Origin of the sequence: Hydrogenophaga sp. (assembly GCF_035481345.1) — a bacterium.
Taxonomy (GTDB): domain Bacteria; phylum Pseudomonadota; class Gammaproteobacteria; order Burkholderiales; family Burkholderiaceae_C; genus Hydrogenophaga.
Genome location: NZ_DATIGV010000118.1, coordinates 1 through 16,659, shown reverse-complemented (window position 1 = coordinate 16,659; position 16,659 = coordinate 1). Strand labels below are relative to the sequence as shown.

Genomic DNA, 16,659 nt, shown 5'->3' with positions numbered 1-16,659 from the left:
CGCCGCGCTGGCCCCGCTTCGGGCGCCGCTTGGCGGATGCGCCAGCCCACATATGAACAGCTGTTTATACCCTTGCGGGGTATCAGCGCCCGGTCCACCACAAGGAAACCGCCATGAGACGTCGCCACCTGCTGACCGCCACCGGATCCGCGGCCGTTCTGCCCGCCCTGAGCCTGCTGCCGCGGCGGGCCAGTGCCCAGGCCGGCCTGACGGACAGCGCCATCGTGCTCGGCCAGTCGGCCCCCTTCAGCGGGGCGGCCGAGCAACTGGGTTTGCAGTTCCACCTGGGCGCCCAGCTCTTCTTCGAGCAGCTCAACGCCAAGGGCGGCGTGCACGGCCGGCGCATCGAACTCAAACGCCTGGACGACGGCTACGAGCCCGATCGCTGCGTGGCCAACACGAAGCAGTTCATCGGCGAGGGCGTGTTCGCCCTGTTCGGCTACATCGGCACGCCCACCAGCGTGGTGGCCTTGCCGCTGGCCACCGAGGCCAAGGTGCCCTTCTTCGCGCCCTTCACCGGCGCCGAGGCCTTGCGCACCCCGTTCAACCGCTACGCCATCCACGTGCGTGCCTCGTACTTCGACGAGACGGCCGCCATCGTGCGCCAGCTCACGCAGGTGGGCATCAAGCGCATCTCGGTCTTCTATCAGAACGACGCCTACGGCAAGGCCGGGCTGGAAGGCGTCACGCGCGCGCTCAAGGCGCTCAACATGGAGCCGGCCTCCACCGGCACCGTGGAGCGCAACACGGTGGACGTGGCCGAATCGATCAAGTCCATCATGGCCGGCCGGCCCGAAGCCATCGTGCAGATCAGCGCCTACAAGTCGTGCGCCGCCTTCATCCGCGAGGCGCGCAAGGCCGGCTTCGCCGGCAACCTCTACAACGTGTCCTTCGTGGGCACCCAGGCGCTGCTGGACGAACTGGGCAAGGACGCACGCGGCGTCGCGGTGAGCCAGGTCATGCCCTTCCCGTACAGCCCGGCGACGGTGCTGTCGGGCGAGTACCTGGCCGCCGTGCGCGCCAAGCAGGGCCGTGCGCCCAACTACTCGGGCATCGAGGGCTACGTGGCCGCCAAGGTGTTCACCGAGGCGCTCACCCGCGCCGGCCGCGGCGTCAACCGCGAAGGCTTCATCACCGCCCTCCAGGGCATGAAGGGCCTGGACCTGGGCGGCTTTCCGGTGGACTTCGGGCCGAACAAGCACACCGGCTCCAGGTTCGTCGAACTCACCCTGCTGACCGAAGACGGTCGCATCCGGCGCTGATCGGCCCACGCCAGGGCCTTGCCCGACGGCCGTGCAGGGCTGTCGCGCCGGGCGCGTGCGGCGACGCTTGCTACCGCTACCATGCCCGGTTTCGGAGACCGGTCATGAAACTCATCGATTCCATCGTCACGCAGGCTGCGGGCATCGCGGCCGTGCGGCGCGAGATCCACGCGCACCCCGAACTCTGCTTCGAGGAGGTGCGCACCGCCGACCTCGTGGCCGCCAAGCTCACCGAATGGGGCATTCCCGTGCGGCGCGGCATGGGCACCACCGGCGTGGTGGGCATCGTGCACGGGCGCGACGGCGGCGCCAGCGGGCGCGCCATCGGCCTGCGCGCCGACATGGACGCCCTGCCCATGCAGGAGCACAACCACTTCGCCCACGCCAGCCAGCACGCCGGGAAGATGCACGCCTGTGGCCACGATGGCCACACCGCCATGCTGCTGGCTGCGGCCCAGCACTTTGCCAAGCACCGCCACTTCGACGGCACTGTCTACCTCATCTTCCAGCCGGCCGAGGAGGGCGGTGGCGGCGCGCGCGAGATGATCAAGGACGGCCTGTTCACCGAATTCCCCGTCGAGGCCGTGTTCGGCATGCACAACTGGCCCGGTTTGCCCACCGGCAATTTCGCGGCCAGCACCGGTCCGGTCATGGCGTCCAGCAACGACTTCACCATCACCATCCGTGGCAAGGGGGGGCACGCCGCGCTGCCGCACACCAGCATCGACCCGGTCCCCGTGGCCTGCCAGATGGTCATGGGCTTTCAGACCATCATCACGCGCAACAAGAAGCCGGTGGATGCGGGCGTCATCTCCGTCACCATGATCCACACCGGCGAGGCCAACAACGTGGTACCCGACCACGCCGAGCTGCGGGGCACCGTGCGCACCTTCACCTACGAGGTGCTCGACCTCATCGAGCAGCGCATGAAGGAGATCGCCGAGCACACCTGTGCCGCCTACGGCACCACCTGCGAGTTCGTGTTCAATCGCAACTACCCGCCCACCGTCAACCACCCCGCGGAGACCGCCTTCGCGCGCGAGGTGCTGGCCGAGATCGTGGGCCCTGAGCGCGTACTGGCGCAGGAGCCCACCATGGGTGCCGAGGACTTCGCCTACATGCTGCAGGCCAAACCCGGCTGCTACGTGTTCATCGCCAATGGCGATGGCGCCCATCGCGAGATGGGCCATGGCGAAGGCCCCTGTGTGTTGCACAACCCGAACTACGACTTCAACGACGACCTGATTCCCCTGGGCGCCACCTACTGGGTGCGCCTGGCCGAGAAGTGGCTGGCCCAGCCGCCCGCCACCGGAGGTGCGGCGTGATCGACATCCGCGACGCTTTCTCTCCTTCCTACGCCCGCGCCCGCATCAAATTCCTCGAAGCCGCCGCCGCGGCCGGCATGGCCATCCGCAGCCACGAGCACCCGCTCAAGGGCCGCGAGGGCGAAACCCTGGCCCTGGACACCGCGCTCGATGGCTCGCCCGACGCGCAGAACCTGCTGATCGTGAGCAGCGCCTGCCACGGTGTCGAGGGCTTCTGCGGCTCGGGCGTGCAGGTATATGCCGCGCACGACGCCGAGTGGCGCGCCAAGGCCCGCGACGCGGGCGTGGCGGTGCTCTACATCCACGCGCTCAATCCGCACGGCTTCTCGTGGCTGCGCCGCGTGACGCACGAGAACGTGGACCTCAACCGCAACTTCCAGGACTTCGCCAGGCCCCTGCCGGTGAACGAAGCCTACGCCGGCCTGCACCACCTGCTGCTGCCCGAGGAGTGGCCGCCCACGGCCGAGAACGAGGCCGCTGTGCAGGCCTGGATCGCCGAACACGGCATGACCGCCTTCCAGGCCGCCATCACCATCGGCCAGCACCGCTTCGCCGATGGCCTGTTCTTCGGTGGCACCGCGCCCACCTGGAACAACGCCACCGTGCGCCAGGTGCTGCGCGAACAGGCCGGCCGCGCGCGCCGCGTGGCCTGGATCGACCTGCACACCGGCCTGGGCCCCAGCGGCCTGGGCGAACGCATCTTCGCCTGCCGCGACGACGCCGCCGCCTTCCAGCGCGCCAAGGCCTGGTGGGGCGGCGACGGCGCCACGCCCATCACCTCCATCTACGACGGCTCGTCCACCTCCGCCAAGCTCACCGGCATGATGTGGGCGGCCGTGTACGAGGAATGCCCGCGGGCCGAGTACACCGGTATCGCGTTGGAGTACGGCACCGTGCCCATCCCCGAGGTGATCGGCTCGCTGCGCGGCGACCACTGGCTGCACCAGCACCCCGACGCACCGGCCGAGCTGCAGGCCGCCATCAAACAGCGCGTGAAGGACGCCTTCTACACCGACACCGATACCTGGCGCGGCCAGATCGTGAGCCAGGCCCGCCAGGCCTTGTTCCAGGCGGTGGATGGCTTGGCGGGGTGAGCGCGCGCCCAGTGGGTGAGTGCGCGCCCCGTTTGTGATCGATGCGTGATCCCGTTCGAGTTTCGATTCCGTACCCGGCACGCCCGGCGTTCAATGGCAGTCGGCGACCTTCGCTGACCCACCATCTCAGGAGGAATCATGAACATCGAATGGGATCCGTACTACGAGCTGCCTCTGCCCCGACGCGAGTTGCCGCTGACCTGGGCGTTTGACGAACTGGCGGAAGAGCTGGATCGCCTGCGGGTCGACTTCAACGTGAAGATGCTGGGCGTGCCCGATGCCTTTCCCCGTGGTGGCTGGTGCTTCCACTACGAGGGCGATGTGTGGTTGGTCTATTACGCCGAGCGTGGGCGCCGGCTGCGCCCTTCGGTGTTCACCAGTCCGTTCGACGCCGCGAACTACTTTCTGTGGCTGCACATCGGCGGCATGAAGCCGGCCGTGCGCAGCGCGGCGCGCTTCCTCGGCGTGCCCTTCACCGCTGGTATGCCGATGACAACGCCATGAGGTGCTGCCGTTGCGCCGGCTCGAGGTACGGCGCCAGTTGGTGCAGCACGTGCTGCGCACCGCGCAGCAAGGCGGCCTGCGCGTGGTCCGGCTCCAGCGCGCGGCGCGGGTCGCGCACGTACTCAAAGCTCAGCCAGTAGGTCAGCAGCACCACCATGCTGTCCGCCGTGGGCTCCAGTTCGCGGCTGTCGATCTGGATCGCGCCCGAGCGGCCCAACCCCCCCAGCACACCGCGAACGGCGCGCGACTTGGCCGCCAGCAACCCCTGAAAGCGCGTCTCCAGCAGGCGGTTCTTCGACAGCAGGTCGTTCAGGTCGCGGTAGAGGAAGCGGTATTCCCAGATGCGCTCGAACAGCGAATGCAGGAAGAACCAGGCATCTTCCACATGCCGCACGCCATCGGCCGCACCCAACAGTTCGCCCAGCGACCGCTCATAGCGCTCGAACAGCGAGTTGATGAGCTCGTCCTTGGCGGGGTAGTGGTAGTACAGGTTGCCCGGGCTGATGCCCAGCTCGGCCGATATCAGCGTGGTGGAGACATTGGGTTCGCCGAAGCGGTTGAACAGCTCCAGCGTGGTTTCCAGGATGCGCTCGGCCGTGCGGCGGGGGGCTTTCTTGGGCATGCGCGCGGGCTCAGGCGGCGGCCGGCAGGCGGCGCTGCAGTTCGTCGAGCACGCGGTGCAGCCGCGTGGCCACGGCGCTGTCGGCGGGTTGCCAGCGCGTGTCGATCAGGCGCCGCGCCGGGTCGGCCAGCACGGCGTGGTTGACGCGAATGCCATGGCGGGCCAGCTGCGGCTCCAGGCGCCCGGCGCGCAGCTTGAGCAAGGCGCGCGTGCGCTGGTAGGCGTGCTCGGCCATTTCGCGGCGCTGGCGGTAGCTGAAGGTGTTGGCGAAGAACAGCTCGGCGTCGCGCTGGTCGGGCTCGATCAGCACGATGTCGGTGTCCGGGTAGGTGCGCTCGTAGCGCTCGAAGGCCAGCACGAGGCGCGAATGGATCATGGACCGGAAGGTCTGGCTCATGACCACCGGCAGGCCACCTTCCACCAGCGCCGGAATGCGGCCCGCATGCGTCGCTTGCGGGTTGGCGTGATAGGGCACCAATGGGTTGATGCAGAGCAGCAGGTCCACACCTTCTTCCAGTGCCACCGAGGCGTGCATCGTCTTCTTCAGCGCGCCATCCACGTAGTGGCGGCCGTCGATCTCCACCGGCGGGAACAGGCCGGGCAGGGCGGCGCTGGCCTGGATGGCGCGCGAGATGGGCACGTGGTCCCAGCCCGGCTGGCCGAAGGGCGCGGCCTCGCCGGTGTCCAGGTCGGTGGCCACCAGGGTCAGGCGGGCACGCAAGTCGCCGAAGTGGTTGCTGCGCCCGGGCAGGCTGAACAGACGGGCGATCTCGCGGTGGATGGTCTCGTTGTCCAGCACGCCGGCCGGCAGCGCGGCGCCCAGGCGCTCGGCCGCCTGGCTCATGGCCCTGCCTTGCACCAACCACGACCACGCCGCTTCGCCGGCGAGCCGAGGCAGCGTGCGCAAGCGCCGCGCGAACTCGCCCCAGGCCGGCTGCATGAGCCAGGCCGGGTCGAAACCGTCGAGCCGCGGCCGGTCTTCAATGAAGGTTTCGCACAGCTCGCGCGGGCTGATGCCGTTGGCCAGCGCGGCGGCGATGAAGCCGCCCGCCGACACGCCCACGTAGTGCCCGCAGGCGTTGAGGTCCAGGCCATCGAGCGCATCGTCGAGCGCGCACAGGGCGCCGATCTCGTAGATGGCGCCCAGCGGGCCGCCTCCGGCCAGGGCCAGCGCGATGCGTGGCGCGCGCGGGCTGGCGCCGGGGCGAGGGCGGGTGCGGGTCATTCGGTCAGCTTCGTGCAGCGCGCTGCGCTGTGAGCCCCTTCGGGCAGCCGGGCGAGGCGCATGCGTTCAAGTGTAGGGCCCCGCCTGGCTCGATGCTGCTGCGCTGCAGCAGCGCGCATCAGGCGGCCGAGGCCTTCTTCGCCACGGCCTTGCGGGCCGGCGCGCGCTTGGCGGGCGCCTTGCGCGCAGCGGCCTTGGCGGGTGCCTTGCGCGCGGGCTTGTCGGCCGACACGCCCACGCCGCCGAGCTTGAGCACCTGCTGGTTGAGCGCGTCGATGCGCTCCATCAGCGCCTCCACGTCGCGCGCCGAGGGCACGCCCAGTTTGCCCAACGCCTTGGCCACGCGCTCCTCGAACAGGCTCTCCAGCTTGTCCCACTGGCCCGCGGCCTTGCTCTGGATCTCGTTGGCCATGCTGCTCACGCGGCTGGTGGCCTCGCTGATGCGCTCCTCAGCCGCCGTCTGGGTCTTGCGCTGGATGCTCATGCCTTCCTTCACCAGGGTCTCGAAGGCCTTGCCGCCTTCTTCCTGCGCCTTGGCGAAGGCGCCCAGGCCGGCCAGCCAGATCTGCTGGGCCGAGTCCTTGATGGCGCCGGCCAGTGGCGAAGCACCGGTGCCGTTGGCGGTGGATGCGCGGGCGCTGCCGCCCTTCTTCTGGATCTTCTTGACCATGGTTCGGGGCTCCTGTGGTGGTTGCTGCGGATGCGCTGGCGGCGCGCGGGGCACCGCCATTGCCGCGCATGGTGGCGGCCCGCACCGGGCCTGTGTAGGGTATGGCGACTAAAACCGGCCACGGGTTTCTGCGGAATGGGCCTCCCGATCGCGTGCAACAGAATCGCGAGCGATGCCCTTCGCGGCACCCGAACCACAACACACAGGAGCTCCCCATGCAGTACTTCGTCACCGGAGCCACCGGCTTCATCGGCAAGCGCCTCGTCCGCAAGCTGCTGCAGCGCAAGGGGGCGGTGGTGCACTTCCTCATCCGCCGCGAGAGCGAAGGCAAGGTGGCGGCGCTGCGCGAGTACTGGGGCGTGGGGCCGGCGCGCGCGCTGCCGGTGTTCGGCGACCTGACCGAGAAGAAGCTCGGCGTGTCGGCCGACGACGTCAAGGCGCTGAAGGGCCAGGTCGATCACTTCTTTCACCTGGCCGCGGTGTACGACCTCGGCGCCGACGAGGAGAGCCAGGTGGCCGTCAACATCGACGGCACGCGCCACACGCTGGAGCTGGCCAAGGCGATCGGCGCGGGCCACTTCCACCACGTCTCCTCCATCGCCGCCGCTGGCCTGTACGAAGGCGTGTTCCGCGAGGACATGTTCGAGGAGGCCGAGAACATCGACCACCCGTACTTCATGACCAAGCACGAGAGCGAAAAACTCGTGCGCGCCGAGAACAAGCTGGCCTGGACCGTGTACCGCCCCGCCATGGTGGTGGGCGACAGCCAGAGCGGCGAGATGGACAAGATCGATGGGCCGTACTACTTCTTCAAGCTCATCCAGCGCATGCGCCAGATCCTGCCGCCGTGGATGCCCAGCATCGGCCTCGAAGGCGGGCGCATCAACATCGTGCCGGTGGATTTCGTGGTCAACGCGCTCGACCACATCGCCCACGGCGAGCGAAAGGGGGGCGAGTGCTTCCATCTGGTGGACCCGGTGGGCTACCGCGTGGGCGACGTGCTCGACATCTTCAGCAAGGCCGCGCACGCGCCCAAGATGAACCTGTTCGTCAACGCGGCCCTGCTGGGCTTCATTCCGAAGAGCGTGAAGAAGGGCCTGATGGCGCTGGCCCCGGTGCGCCGCGTGCGCGACGCGGTGATGAAGGACCTGGGCCTGCCCGAGGACATGCTCACCTTCGTCAACTACCCCACGCGCTTCGACTGCCGCGGCACGCTGGCAGCGCTCAAGGGCAGCGGCGTGGAGTGCCCGAACCTGAAGGACTACGCCTGGCGCCTGTGGGACTACTGGGAGCGCCACCTCGACCCCGACCTGCACCGCGACCGCAGCCTGCGGGGGACCGTCGCGGGAAAGGTGGTCCTGGTCACGGGCGGTAGCTCCGGCATCGGTCTGGCGGCGGCGCATGCCTTCGCCCAAGCCGGCGCCACCACCATCATTTGCGGCCGTGACCAGGACAAACTCGACGAGGCCTGCAAGGAAGCCAAGGCCAAGGGCTACCAGTTCATCGCCTACCCGGCGGACATCGCCGACATGGCCGACTGCGACCGCTTCACGCAGTTGCTGGTGCAGAACCACGGTGGCGTGGACTTCCTCATCAACAACGCGGGCCGCTCCATCCGCCGCGCCATCGAAGGCAGCTACGACCGCTTCCACGACTTCGAGCGCACCATGCAGCTCAACTACTTCGGCTGCCTGCGCGTCACCATGGGCCTGCTGCCGGGCATGGTGCAGCGGCGCCGGGGGCACGTGGTCAACATCAGCTCCATCGGCGTGCTCACCAACGCGCCGCGCTTTTCCGCCTACGTGGCCAGCAAGGCCGCGCTGGACGCCTGGACGCGCTGCGCCAGCAGCGAGTTCGCCGACCTGGGCATCACCTTCACCACGATCAACATGCCCCTGGTGCGCACGCCCATGATCGCGCCCACCAAGATCTACAACAACGTGCCCACGCTGGCGCCCGAGGAGGCCGCCGACATGATCGCGCAGGCCTGCATCGACAAGCCGGTGCGCATCGCCACGCGCCTGGGCATCACCGGTCAGGTGATGCACGCGCTGGTGCCGCGCATCGCGCAGATCGTGATGAACACGAGCTTTCGCATGTTCCCGGACTCGGCGGCGGCGAAAGGCGAGAAGGGGGCGAAGGCGCAGCTTTCTCCGGAGGCGATCGCCATGCAGCAGATGATGCGGGGGATTCATTTCTGAGCGGGCCCGGCGTCCCTAGAATCCGGGCTTTTGTTTCCCTCCCCAAAGCCCGCGCATGACCACCGCCCCCGACATCACCACCGTTGCCCCGCGCGACCGCGCGGAGATCCTCGCCCAGGCGCTGCCCTACATCCGGCAGTACCACGGCAAGACCATGGTCATCAAGTACGGCGGCAACGCCATGACCGACCCGGCCCTGCAGCAGGACTTCGCGGAAGACGTGGTGCTGCTCAAGCTGGTCGGCATCAACCCCGTGGTGGTGCATGGCGGCGGCCCGCAGATCGAGACCCTGCTCAAGCGCCTGGGCAAGAAGGGTGAGTTCATCCAGGGCATGCGCGTGACCGACGCCGAGACCATGGAGGTCGTGGAATGGGTGCTGGCCGGCGAGGTGCAGCAGGACATCGTGGGCCTGATCAACCAGGCCGGCGGCAAGGCCGTGGGCCTCACCGGGCGCGACGGCGCCATGATCCGCGCGCGCAAGCTGCGACTGGCCGATCAGGCCGATCCGGCGCGTGAGCACGACGTGGGCCAGGTCGGCGACATCGTGGGCATCGACCCCGCCGTGGTGAAAGCCTTGCAGGACGACCAGTTCATCCCGGTCGTCAGCCCCATCGGCTACGGGGAGCAGAACGAGAGCTACAACATCAACGCCGACGTGGTGGCCGCCCGGCTGGCCACCGTGTTGCAGGCCGAGAAGCTGCTGATGCTCACCAACATCCGTGGCGTGCTCGACAAGAGCGGCGAGCTGCTCACCGAGCTCACGCCGCAGCGCATCGACGAGCTGGTGCGCGACGGCACCATCTCCGGCGGCATGATCCCCAAGATCGCCGGCGCGCTGGACGCCGCCAAGAGCGGCGTGAACGCGGTACACATCATCGACGGCCGCGTGCCGCATGCGCTGCTGCTGGAGGTGCTGGGCAACGAGCCCTTCGGCACCATGATCAAGTCGTGACAGCCCCCACGCTCCGCCGCTGCGCGGGTCGCTGCCCCCCGAGGGGGCGCGTTTTGCCTTGGGGCGGCCCGGCGGCGAAACCTCTGCCTTGACGTTATGCGTTTGCTCCTGGTCGAAGACGACCTCATGGTCGCCAGCGGCATCAAGCTGGGCCTCACCGACGCCGGCTACACCGTCGATTGGGTGGGCAGCGCCGAGCGCGCCGAGCAGGTGCTGGAGCGCGACACCTTCGACGCCGCCATCCTCGACATCGGCCTGCCCGGCAGCGACGGTCTGGCGCTGACGCGCCACATCCGCGCGCGCGGCCTGGCACTGCCGGTGCTGATCCTCACCGCGCGCGACGCCCTGCACGACCGCGTGCAAGGCCTGGACCTCGGTGCCGACGACTACATGGTCAAGCCCTATGAGCTGCCGGAGCTGCTCGCGCGCCTGCGCGCGCTGCTGCGCCGCTCGCAGGCCGCCACCTCCGCCGTGCTGGGCTTCGGCGCGCTGGAGATGGACACGGCGCACCGGCGTGCCACGCTGGCGGGCCAGCCCATGGAGCTGGGCCCGCGCGAGTGGACCGTGCTCGAGTACATGCTGATGCAGACGCCCAAGCCCGTGGCCAAGGACAAGCTGCTGGCCGCGCTCACCGGCTGGGACAAGGAGATCACGCCCAACGCGATCGAGGTCTACGTCTCGCGCCTGCGGGCCAAGCTCGAGCCCGCGGGCATCGCCGTGCGCGCCATCCGCGGCTTTGGCTACCGCCTGGAGGGCACCGATGCCGCCCACCGCAGCGACGCCGCCTGAGGGCAGCGCCCCGCGCGACACGATCGGCGGCCTGCGGCGCCGCCTCATGGTCATGCTGCTGGCCACCATCGCCATGGTCGGCGCGGTCACGGTGGCCCTGCACTACCAGGCCGCGGGCACCGCTGCCCTGCAGCAGGACCAGCGCCTGCTGCGCCTGGTGCCCATGCTGGCCGATTCGGTGCTGGTGCCGCGCGACGAGCCTTCGGTGGCCGGCGACCTGGCCCGCGAGGCCCCCAGCCTCACGCTGCTCATGGCGCCGCCGATCCAGGAGTTCCTGGCCGACCGCGAGGGCCACACCGCCGTCGGCGTGCTGGACGCTCAGGGCGAGCGCCTGTTCGGCGCCGAGTGGCTGCCCGTGCTGCTGCCCACCACCGACGCCCCCGAGTTCGTGAGCGTCGTCGAAGGGGGCGTCACGCACCGCGTGGTCGCGCAGCGCGCGGCCACGGAGGCGGGCGAACTCATCCTCATGCTGGCCGACGGCAGCGACGCGCGCCAGCACTGGCTGCGCAACGTGGCGCTGCGCGTGCTGCTGCCCAACCTGGTGCTGTTCGCCGTGGCGGCCGGCGTGCTGGGCTGGGGCGTCACCCGTGCCCTGCGCCCGCTCACGGACCTCAAGCAGGCGGTGGAGCGACGCTCGCCGCGCGACCTGAGCCCGATCGACGGGCGCCAGACGCCGGCCGAGGTTCGTCCGCTGGTGGACGCGCTGAACCGCCTGTTCGAGCGCGTCAATGAGCAGAGCGACACGCAGCGGCGCTTCGTCGCCGACGCCGCGCACCAGTTGCGCACGCCCCTGGCCGGCCTGCAGGCACAGGTGGAGGCCTGGGCCCAGGCCGCGCGCAGCATGGGCGCGGGCGATCTGCTGAGCCTGCGCGCCGAGCAGGTGCTGCGCCTGCGCGACGCCACGCGCAACACCACGCAGCTCGCGAACCAGTTGCTGGCACTGTCGCGCGCCGACGCGCTGCGCGGCGACGCCGCGCTGGAGACCGTGGACCTGGCCGAACTGTGCGAGACGGTGCTGGAGCACTTCCTGGACGCCGCCGGCGCCCGCCGCATCGACCTGGGCCTGGAGGCCGCGCCCGCGCGCACCCAGGGCCATGCCTGGTTGCTGCGCGAGCTGCTGATCAACCTGGTGGACAACGCCATCAAATACACCTCGGCGGGCGGTGCCGTTACCCTGCGCTGCGGCCAGGGCGCGGCGGACGACGCCGCGTGGATCGAGGTGGAGGACGACGGCCCCGGCATCGCGCCAGCCGAACGCGCGCGCGTGCTGCAGCGCTTCTACCGCGTGCCCGGCACCGGCGGCAGCGGGCACGGCCTGGGCCTGGCCATCGCCGACGGCATCGCGCGCGTGCACCGCACGCAACTGCAACTCGACTCGGGTGCCACCGGACGCGGCCTGCGGGTGCGTGTGGTCTTCGATGCGGTCGCCCACTAGCCGGGCGAACCGCGCCGATGCTGGGTAACCAGATGTAGCCGGCTGTGCGAGAATGCCGCGGGGGATACCCCGGGCCCCATCGGGTGCCCCGAGTCCACCGGACTGACAGCCACCTCACGGACCATCGACCATGACCACTGCTGCCGCGCCCGACATGCCCATGCCCGACGACGACACGCTGGACACCGCGCCCGCGGCCGAGGCAGCCGAAACCCCTGGCCGCAAGCGCCCCAAGCCCGGCGAGCGGCGCGTGCAGATCCTGCAGGCCCTGGCGACCATGCTCGAGCAACCCGGCGCGGAGCGCATCACCACCGCGGCCCTGGCGGCGCGGCTGGAGGTGAGCGAAGCGGCGCTGTACCGGCACTTCGCGAGCAAGGCCCAGATGTTCGAGGGCCTGATCGAATTCATCGAGCAGACCGTCTTCGGCCTGATCAGCCAGCTCGACGAGCGCGAGTCCGACGCGCTGGTGCGCTGCCGCAAGCTGGTGGCCCTGCTGCTGCAGTTCGGCGAGAAGAACCCCGGCATGACGCGCGTCATGGTCGGCGACGCCCTGGTGTTCGAGAACGAGCGCCTGCAGCAACGCATGAACCTCTTCTTCGACAAGATCGAGGCCACGCTGCGCCAGAACCTGCGCGAAGCCGCCACGTTGGGCGGCGCGGCCACCCCCACGGTGGACGCGCAGGCCGACGCCTCGGTCATCACGGCCTTCTGCGTGGGCCGGTTGCAGCGCTTCGCGCGCAGCGGCTTCAAACGCTCGCCCAACGAAAGCCTGGAGCACGGCCTGGCGCTGCTGCTGCCCGGCGGGCGGGGCTGAGCCGCCCGATCAGGCGCTTGGCGCCGCCGGTGCGTCGGCCAGGCCCGGCGCCGTGAGGTGTTCGACCCAGGGCAGCGCGTCCACCCACGACGGCATCGCCGCCAGGCCGGCGGGCAGGTGCAGCGCCTTTGCCCGCCGCTGGAACTGCCGGCAGGCGTCGGCGAACGCCTCCATCAGCTCCTCGGGCGCACGGCCCAGGGCCTCGCCGTGTGCGCTCAGGTCCAGCACCTCGCCGCCATCGCAGATGTGCTCTTCCAGCGCGTGCCAGAGCGCGAAGTCGGCCAGGGTGAAGGTTTCCGGGTCGAGGCAGGTGAGTTGCAGGCCCAGGAAGCGTGAGCGCCAGGCCTGCCGGGCCGTGGGATCGGTGGGCGCGATGTCGCGGGTCATGGGGCGGTGCAAGGGCCGGGGGTGGGCGATGGAGCGGTGCGCGGTCAGCATGTCGGTCTCCTCATCGGCCTCGGCGCCCGGGAGGGTGTGCCGATGCCATCCATGGTCACCAGCTTGAACGCGCGCTGGCGGCGCCACCATGCCCTGGCGACCCGGGCCCGCCTGGAGCGGACGGTGGGGTGGCGGGGGCTTCCTTGGTAGTAGGAACCCAGTCTGGCGCCACAGCGAATGAGGAAGGCCCTGATAAGCACGGCCTTCGGCGGCGTCTTCCTGGCCTTAGAGCCCTGGCTCTAAACCGGAGGCCGCGATTGCGCATCGGACTTGCCATGGCGGTCCCAATCTGGGTAAAAATAGAACGACCGTTCGTTTCCTTCGGCCGATACCTGGCCGATCCACCCAGGCCCCGCATGAGCGACACCACCGCCCGCCGCACCCGCCGCGCCGCCGCCACCGATGGCGGTGCGGCCAAGCCCCAGCCCAAGGGCCAGCAGACCAAGGCCGCCATCGTCGACGCCGCCCTGGGCCTGGCCACGCAGATCGGGCTCGAAGGCCTGTCCATCGGCGCGCTCGCCGAGGTCATGCAGATGAGCAAGTCCGGCGTGTTCGCGCACTTCGGCTCGCGCGAGGAACTGCAGATCTCGGTGGTGCGCGAGTACCACACGCGCTTCGAGGACGAGGTCTTCTATCCCGCCATGAGCGCCGCGCGCGGCCTGCCGCGCCTGCGCGCCCTGTTCGACAACTGGATGAAGCGCACCTCGGTCGAGATCGACTCGGGCTGCATCTACATCAGCGGCGCCGTCGAGTTCGACGACCGCCCCGGCCCCGTGCGCGACGCCCTGGCCAGTTCGGTGAGCACCTGGCAGGAGGCCCTGCGCCGCGCGATCGAGATCGCGGCCGAAGAGGGTCACCTGTCGGCCGACACGGACGCGTCACAGGTCGCCTTCGAAATCCATGGATTGATTCTTGCCCTGCACTACGAGGCGCGCTTCCTGCGCAGCCCCGGCTGCATCGACCGCGCCTGGCGTGGCTTCGGCGCCATCCTCGAGCGCAACGGCGCGCGCCAGCCCGCCGGCCGCAAGAGCTGATTTTTCTTTTCTTCACTTCGACGAACCCACAGGAGAACCCACCCATGCCCGTCTACACCCCGCCGCTGCGCGACATGCAGTTCGTGATGCACGAGGTCTTCAACGTCGTCGACGAACTCAAGGCCTGCCCCAACCACGCCGACATCGACGCCGACACCATCAACGCGGTGCTGGAAGAGGGCGGCAAGTTCGCGGCCGAGGTTACCTTCCCGCTCAACATCAGCGGCGACGAAGAAGGCTGCGTGCTCGACAAGTCCACCCACGAGGTGAAGGCGCCCAAGGGCTTCAAGGAGGCCTACGCGCAGTACGTGCAGGGCGGCTGGCCCGCGCTGTCCTGCGACCCCGAGTTCGGTGGCCAGGGCCTGCCCCTGATCGTGAACCAGTGCCTCTACGAGATGCTCAACAGCGCCAACCAGGCCTGGACCATGTACCCCGGCCTCTCGCACGGCGCCTACGAGTGTCTGCACGCGCACGGCTCGCCCGAGCAGAAGAAGCAGTACCTGCCCAAGCTCACCAGCGGCGAATGGACCGGCACCATGTGCCTGACCGAACCCCACTGCGGCACCGACCTGGGCCTGCTGCGCACCAAGGCCGAGCCCCAGGCCGATGGCACCTACAAGCTCACCGGCCAGAAGATCTTCATCAGCGCGGGTGAGCACGACCTGGCCGAGAACATCCTGCACCTGGTGCTCGCGCGCCTGCCCGACGCGCCCGTGGGCAGCAAGGGCATCAGCCTGTTCCTGGTGCCCAAGTACCAGGTCAAGGCCGACGGCAGCATCGGCGAGCGCAACGCCATCCACTGCGGCGGCCTGGAGCACAAGATGGGCATCCACGGCAACGCCACCGCGCAGATGGTGCTCGACGGTGCCGTGGGCACCCTGGTGGGCGAGCCCAACAAGGGCCTGCCCGCCATGTTCGTGATGATGAACGCCGCCCGCCTGGGCGTGGGCAACCAGAGCCTGGGCCTCACCGAAGTGGCCTACCAGAACGCCCTGGTCTACGCCAAGGACCGCATCCAGATGCGCAGCCTCTCGGGTGTGAAGGCCAAGGACAAGCCGGCCGATCCCATCATCGTGCACCCTGACGTGCGCAAGATGCTGCTCACCGCCAAGGCCTATGCCGAAGGTGGCCGCGCGCTGCTGATGTTCTGCACGCTGCTGCTCGAGAAGGAACTGCACCACCCCGACGAGAAGGTGCGCAAGGATTGCGCCGACCTCGCCGCGCTGCTCACGCCCATTGCCAAGGCCTTCCTCACCGACAACGGCTTCGAGGCCACCAACCACTGCATGCAGGTGTTCGGCGGCCACGGCTACATCAAGGAATGGGGCATGGAGCAGTACGTGCGCGATGCCCGCATCAACATGATCTACGAGGGCACCAACACGGTCCAGAGCCTGGACCTGCTGGGCCGCAAGGTGCTGGGCAACAACGGCGCCACGCTCAAGAAGTTCGGCAAGCTCGTGGCCGCGCTGGTGGAAGAAGAGGGCGTGAACGAGAAGATGGCCGAGTTCATCAACCCCCTGGGCTACCTGGGCGAGCAGATGACCAAGTTCACCACCGAGATCGGCTTCAAGGGCCTGCAGAACCCCGACGAGGTGGGCGCGGCCGCCGTGCCCTACCTGCGCGTGGCGGGCCACCTGGTGTTCGCCTACTTCTTCGCGCGCATGGCCCAGGCCGCGCAGCGCGCCATCGACGCCGGCAGCACCGACCCGTTCTACACCGCCAAACTGCAGACCGCGCGCTTCTACTTCGCCAAGCTGTTTCCCGAGACGGCCACGCTGATGCGTCTGGCGCGTTCGGGCAGCAAGGTGCTGATGGACACCGACGCAGCGCTGGCCTGACCGATTGCCTCAACCGCAGGAGACCGCCATGTTGCTCAAGACGACGCTTGCCGCTTCCCTGATCGCCCTGATCGCGTTCACGGGCCTGGCCCACGCGCAGATGACGCCCACGGGCCTGTGGAAGACCATCGACGACGACTCGAAGAAGGAGAAGTCGCTGGTGCGCATCACCGAGAGCAACGGCGTCTTCAGCGGCCGCATCGAGAAGCTGCTGGACCCCGCCACGGACCAGAAGGCGGTGTGCGACAAGTGCAGCGACGACCGCAAGGACAAGCCCATCCTCGGCCTTGAAATCCTGCGCGCCATCAAGCAGAGCGAAAGCGACAAGGCCGTGTACGAGGGCGGCAGCATCGTCGACCCCAACAACGGCAAGAGCTACCGCGCGCGCCTGAAGCCGGTCAACGGCGGCGCGCAGCTCGAGATGCGCGGCTACCTCGGCCCTTTCTTCCGAAC

At 69.2% G+C, this 16,659-nt stretch carries 16 protein-coding genes; 12 read left to right on the top strand and 4 right to left on the bottom strand.

The window, feature by feature from the left end; translation table 11 throughout:
* Positions 1-113 precede the first annotated feature (113 nt).
* The 4 genes from VLG41_RS13080 (at position 114) to VLG41_RS13065 (ending at position 4,185) form a co-directional block, all read left to right on the top strand.
* Positions 114-1,262 carry an ABC transporter substrate-binding protein gene (locus tag VLG41_RS13080; RefSeq protein WP_325349841.1) on the top strand — a complete coding sequence of 383 codons (1,149 nt, stop codon included), beginning with the start codon at positions 114-116 and terminating at the stop codon, positions 1,260-1,262.
* Positions 1,263-1,366: 104 nt separating this feature from the next.
* Positions 1,367-2,587: a M20 aminoacylase family protein gene (locus VLG41_RS13075; protein WP_325349840.1), complete on the top strand. Its 1,221-nt coding sequence runs from the start codon at positions 1,367-1,369 to the stop codon at positions 2,585-2,587.
* A complete protein-coding gene (locus VLG41_RS13070; RefSeq protein ID WP_325349839.1) occupies positions 2,584-3,681 on the top strand; it encodes a M14 family metallopeptidase in 1,098 nt (365 codons plus the stop codon). Before VLG41_RS13075 ends, VLG41_RS13070 begins: the two co-directional genes overlap by 4 nt.
* Before the next feature lie 138 nt (positions 3,682-3,819).
* A complete protein-coding gene (locus tag VLG41_RS13065) occupies positions 3,820-4,185 on the top strand; it encodes a hypothetical protein (protein WP_325349838.1) in 366 nt (121 codons plus the stop codon).
* Here VLG41_RS13065 and VLG41_RS13060 read toward each other — a convergent pair.
* The 3 genes from VLG41_RS13060 to VLG41_RS13050 all read right to left on the bottom strand — a co-directional run bounded on the left by VLG41_RS13060 (position 4,154) and on the right by VLG41_RS13050 (position 6,702).
* Positions 4,154-4,807 (bottom strand): TetR/AcrR family transcriptional regulator, encoded by a 654-nt coding sequence (locus VLG41_RS13060; RefSeq protein ID WP_325349837.1) that lies wholly within the window; start codon positions 4,805-4,807, stop codon positions 4,154-4,156. The genes VLG41_RS13065 and VLG41_RS13060 overlap by 32 nt on opposite strands.
* A 10-nt stretch (positions 4,808-4,817) precedes the next feature.
* On the bottom strand, positions 4,818-6,032 hold the full coding sequence (locus tag VLG41_RS13055) for a patatin-like phospholipase family protein (RefSeq protein ID WP_325349836.1): 1,215 nt from the start codon (positions 6,030-6,032) through the stop codon (positions 4,818-4,820).
* A 118-nt stretch (positions 6,033-6,150) separates the two neighbouring features.
* Positions 6,151-6,702, bottom strand: a complete 552-nt coding sequence (locus tag VLG41_RS13050) for a phasin family protein (protein ID WP_325349835.1) — start codon at positions 6,700-6,702, stop codon at positions 6,151-6,153.
* A 215-nt stretch (positions 6,703-6,917) separates the two neighbouring features.
* On the opposite strand from VLG41_RS13050, the gene VLG41_RS13045 reads away from it, so the two are divergent.
* The 5 genes from VLG41_RS13045 to slmA all read left to right on the top strand — a co-directional run bounded on the left by VLG41_RS13045 (position 6,918) and on the right by slmA (position 12,893).
* Positions 6,918-8,903, top strand: a complete 1,986-nt coding sequence (locus VLG41_RS13045) for an SDR family oxidoreductase (protein ID WP_325349834.1) — start codon at positions 6,918-6,920, stop codon at positions 8,901-8,903.
* Between the two features lie 55 nt (positions 8,904-8,958).
* Entirely contained in the window at positions 8,959-9,855 is an 897-nt protein-coding gene (gene argB, locus VLG41_RS13040) for an acetylglutamate kinase (protein WP_325349833.1), read from the top strand.
* A gap of 96 nt (positions 9,856-9,951) precedes the next feature.
* Positions 9,952-10,644, top strand: coding sequence for a response regulator transcription factor (locus VLG41_RS13035; RefSeq protein WP_325349832.1), 693 nt, complete (start codon positions 9,952-9,954; stop codon positions 10,642-10,644).
* Entirely contained in the window at positions 10,616-12,079 is a 1,464-nt protein-coding gene (locus VLG41_RS13030) for an ATP-binding protein (RefSeq protein ID WP_325349831.1), read from the top strand. Before VLG41_RS13035 ends, VLG41_RS13030 begins: the two co-directional genes overlap by 29 nt.
* 160 nt (positions 12,080-12,239) lie before the next feature.
* Positions 12,240-12,893, top strand: coding sequence for a nucleoid occlusion factor SlmA (gene slmA / locus VLG41_RS13025; RefSeq protein WP_325349854.1), 654 nt, complete (start codon positions 12,240-12,242; stop codon positions 12,891-12,893).
* A 9-nt stretch (positions 12,894-12,902) separates the two neighbouring features.
* Here slmA and VLG41_RS13020 read toward each other — a convergent pair whose 3' ends face one another.
* On the bottom strand, positions 12,903-13,331 hold the full coding sequence (locus VLG41_RS13020) for a hypothetical protein (RefSeq protein WP_325349830.1): 429 nt from the start codon (positions 13,329-13,331) through the stop codon (positions 12,903-12,905).
* 356 nt (positions 13,332-13,687) lie between these two features.
* On the opposite strand from VLG41_RS13020, the gene VLG41_RS13015 reads away from it, so the two are divergent.
* The 3 genes from VLG41_RS13015 to VLG41_RS13005 form a co-directional block, all read left to right on the top strand.
* Positions 13,688-14,365: a TetR/AcrR family transcriptional regulator gene (locus VLG41_RS13015; RefSeq protein ID WP_325349829.1), complete on the top strand. Its 678-nt coding sequence runs from the start codon at positions 13,688-13,690 to the stop codon at positions 14,363-14,365.
* A gap of 44 nt (positions 14,366-14,409) precedes the next feature.
* A complete protein-coding gene (locus tag VLG41_RS13010; protein ID WP_325349828.1) occupies positions 14,410-16,206 on the top strand; it encodes an acyl-CoA dehydrogenase C-terminal domain-containing protein in 1,797 nt (598 codons plus the stop codon).
* Between the two features lie 28 nt (positions 16,207-16,234).
* On the top strand, positions 16,235-16,659 hold a 425-nt coding region (locus VLG41_RS13005), incomplete at its 3' end, for a DUF2147 domain-containing protein (RefSeq protein ID WP_325349827.1).

Coding starts and splice junctions, on each gene's coding strand:
- VLG41_RS13080 (WP_325349841.1), top strand. CDS start 114: ATGAGACGTCGCCACCTGCTGACCGCCACCGGATCCGCGGCCGTTCTG.
- VLG41_RS13075 (WP_325349840.1), top strand. CDS start 1,367: ATGAAACTCATCGATTCCATCGTCACGCAGGCTGCGGGCATCGCGGCC.
- VLG41_RS13065 (WP_325349838.1), top strand. CDS start 3,820: ATGAACATCGAATGGGATCCGTACTACGAGCTGCCTCTGCCCCGACGC.
- VLG41_RS13060 (WP_325349837.1), bottom strand. CDS start 4,807: ATGCCCAAGAAAGCCCCCCGCCGCACGGCCGAGCGCATCCTGGAAACC.
- VLG41_RS13055 (WP_325349836.1), bottom strand. CDS start 6,032: ATGACCCGCACCCGCCCTCGCCCCGGCGCCAGCCCGCGCGCGCCACGC.
- VLG41_RS13050 (WP_325349835.1), bottom strand. CDS start 6,702: ATGGTCAAGAAGATCCAGAAGAAGGGCGGCAGCGCCCGCGCATCCACC.
- VLG41_RS13045 (WP_325349834.1), top strand. CDS start 6,918: ATGCAGTACTTCGTCACCGGAGCCACCGGCTTCATCGGCAAGCGCCTC.
- argB (WP_325349833.1), top strand. CDS start 8,959: ATGACCACCGCCCCCGACATCACCACCGTTGCCCCGCGCGACCGCGCG.
- VLG41_RS13035 (WP_325349832.1), top strand. CDS start 9,952: ATGCGTTTGCTCCTGGTCGAAGACGACCTCATGGTCGCCAGCGGCATC.
- VLG41_RS13030 (WP_325349831.1), top strand. CDS start 10,616: ATGCCGCCCACCGCAGCGACGCCGCCTGAGGGCAGCGCCCCGCGCGAC.
- slmA (WP_325349854.1), top strand. CDS start 12,240: ATGCCCGACGACGACACGCTGGACACCGCGCCCGCGGCCGAGGCAGCC.
- VLG41_RS13020 (WP_325349830.1), bottom strand. CDS start 13,331: ATGCTGACCGCGCACCGCTCCATCGCCCACCCCCGGCCCTTGCACCGC.
- VLG41_RS13015 (WP_325349829.1), top strand. CDS start 13,688: ATGAGCGACACCACCGCCCGCCGCACCCGCCGCGCCGCCGCCACCGAT.
- VLG41_RS13010 (WP_325349828.1), top strand. CDS start 14,410: ATGCCCGTCTACACCCCGCCGCTGCGCGACATGCAGTTCGTGATGCAC.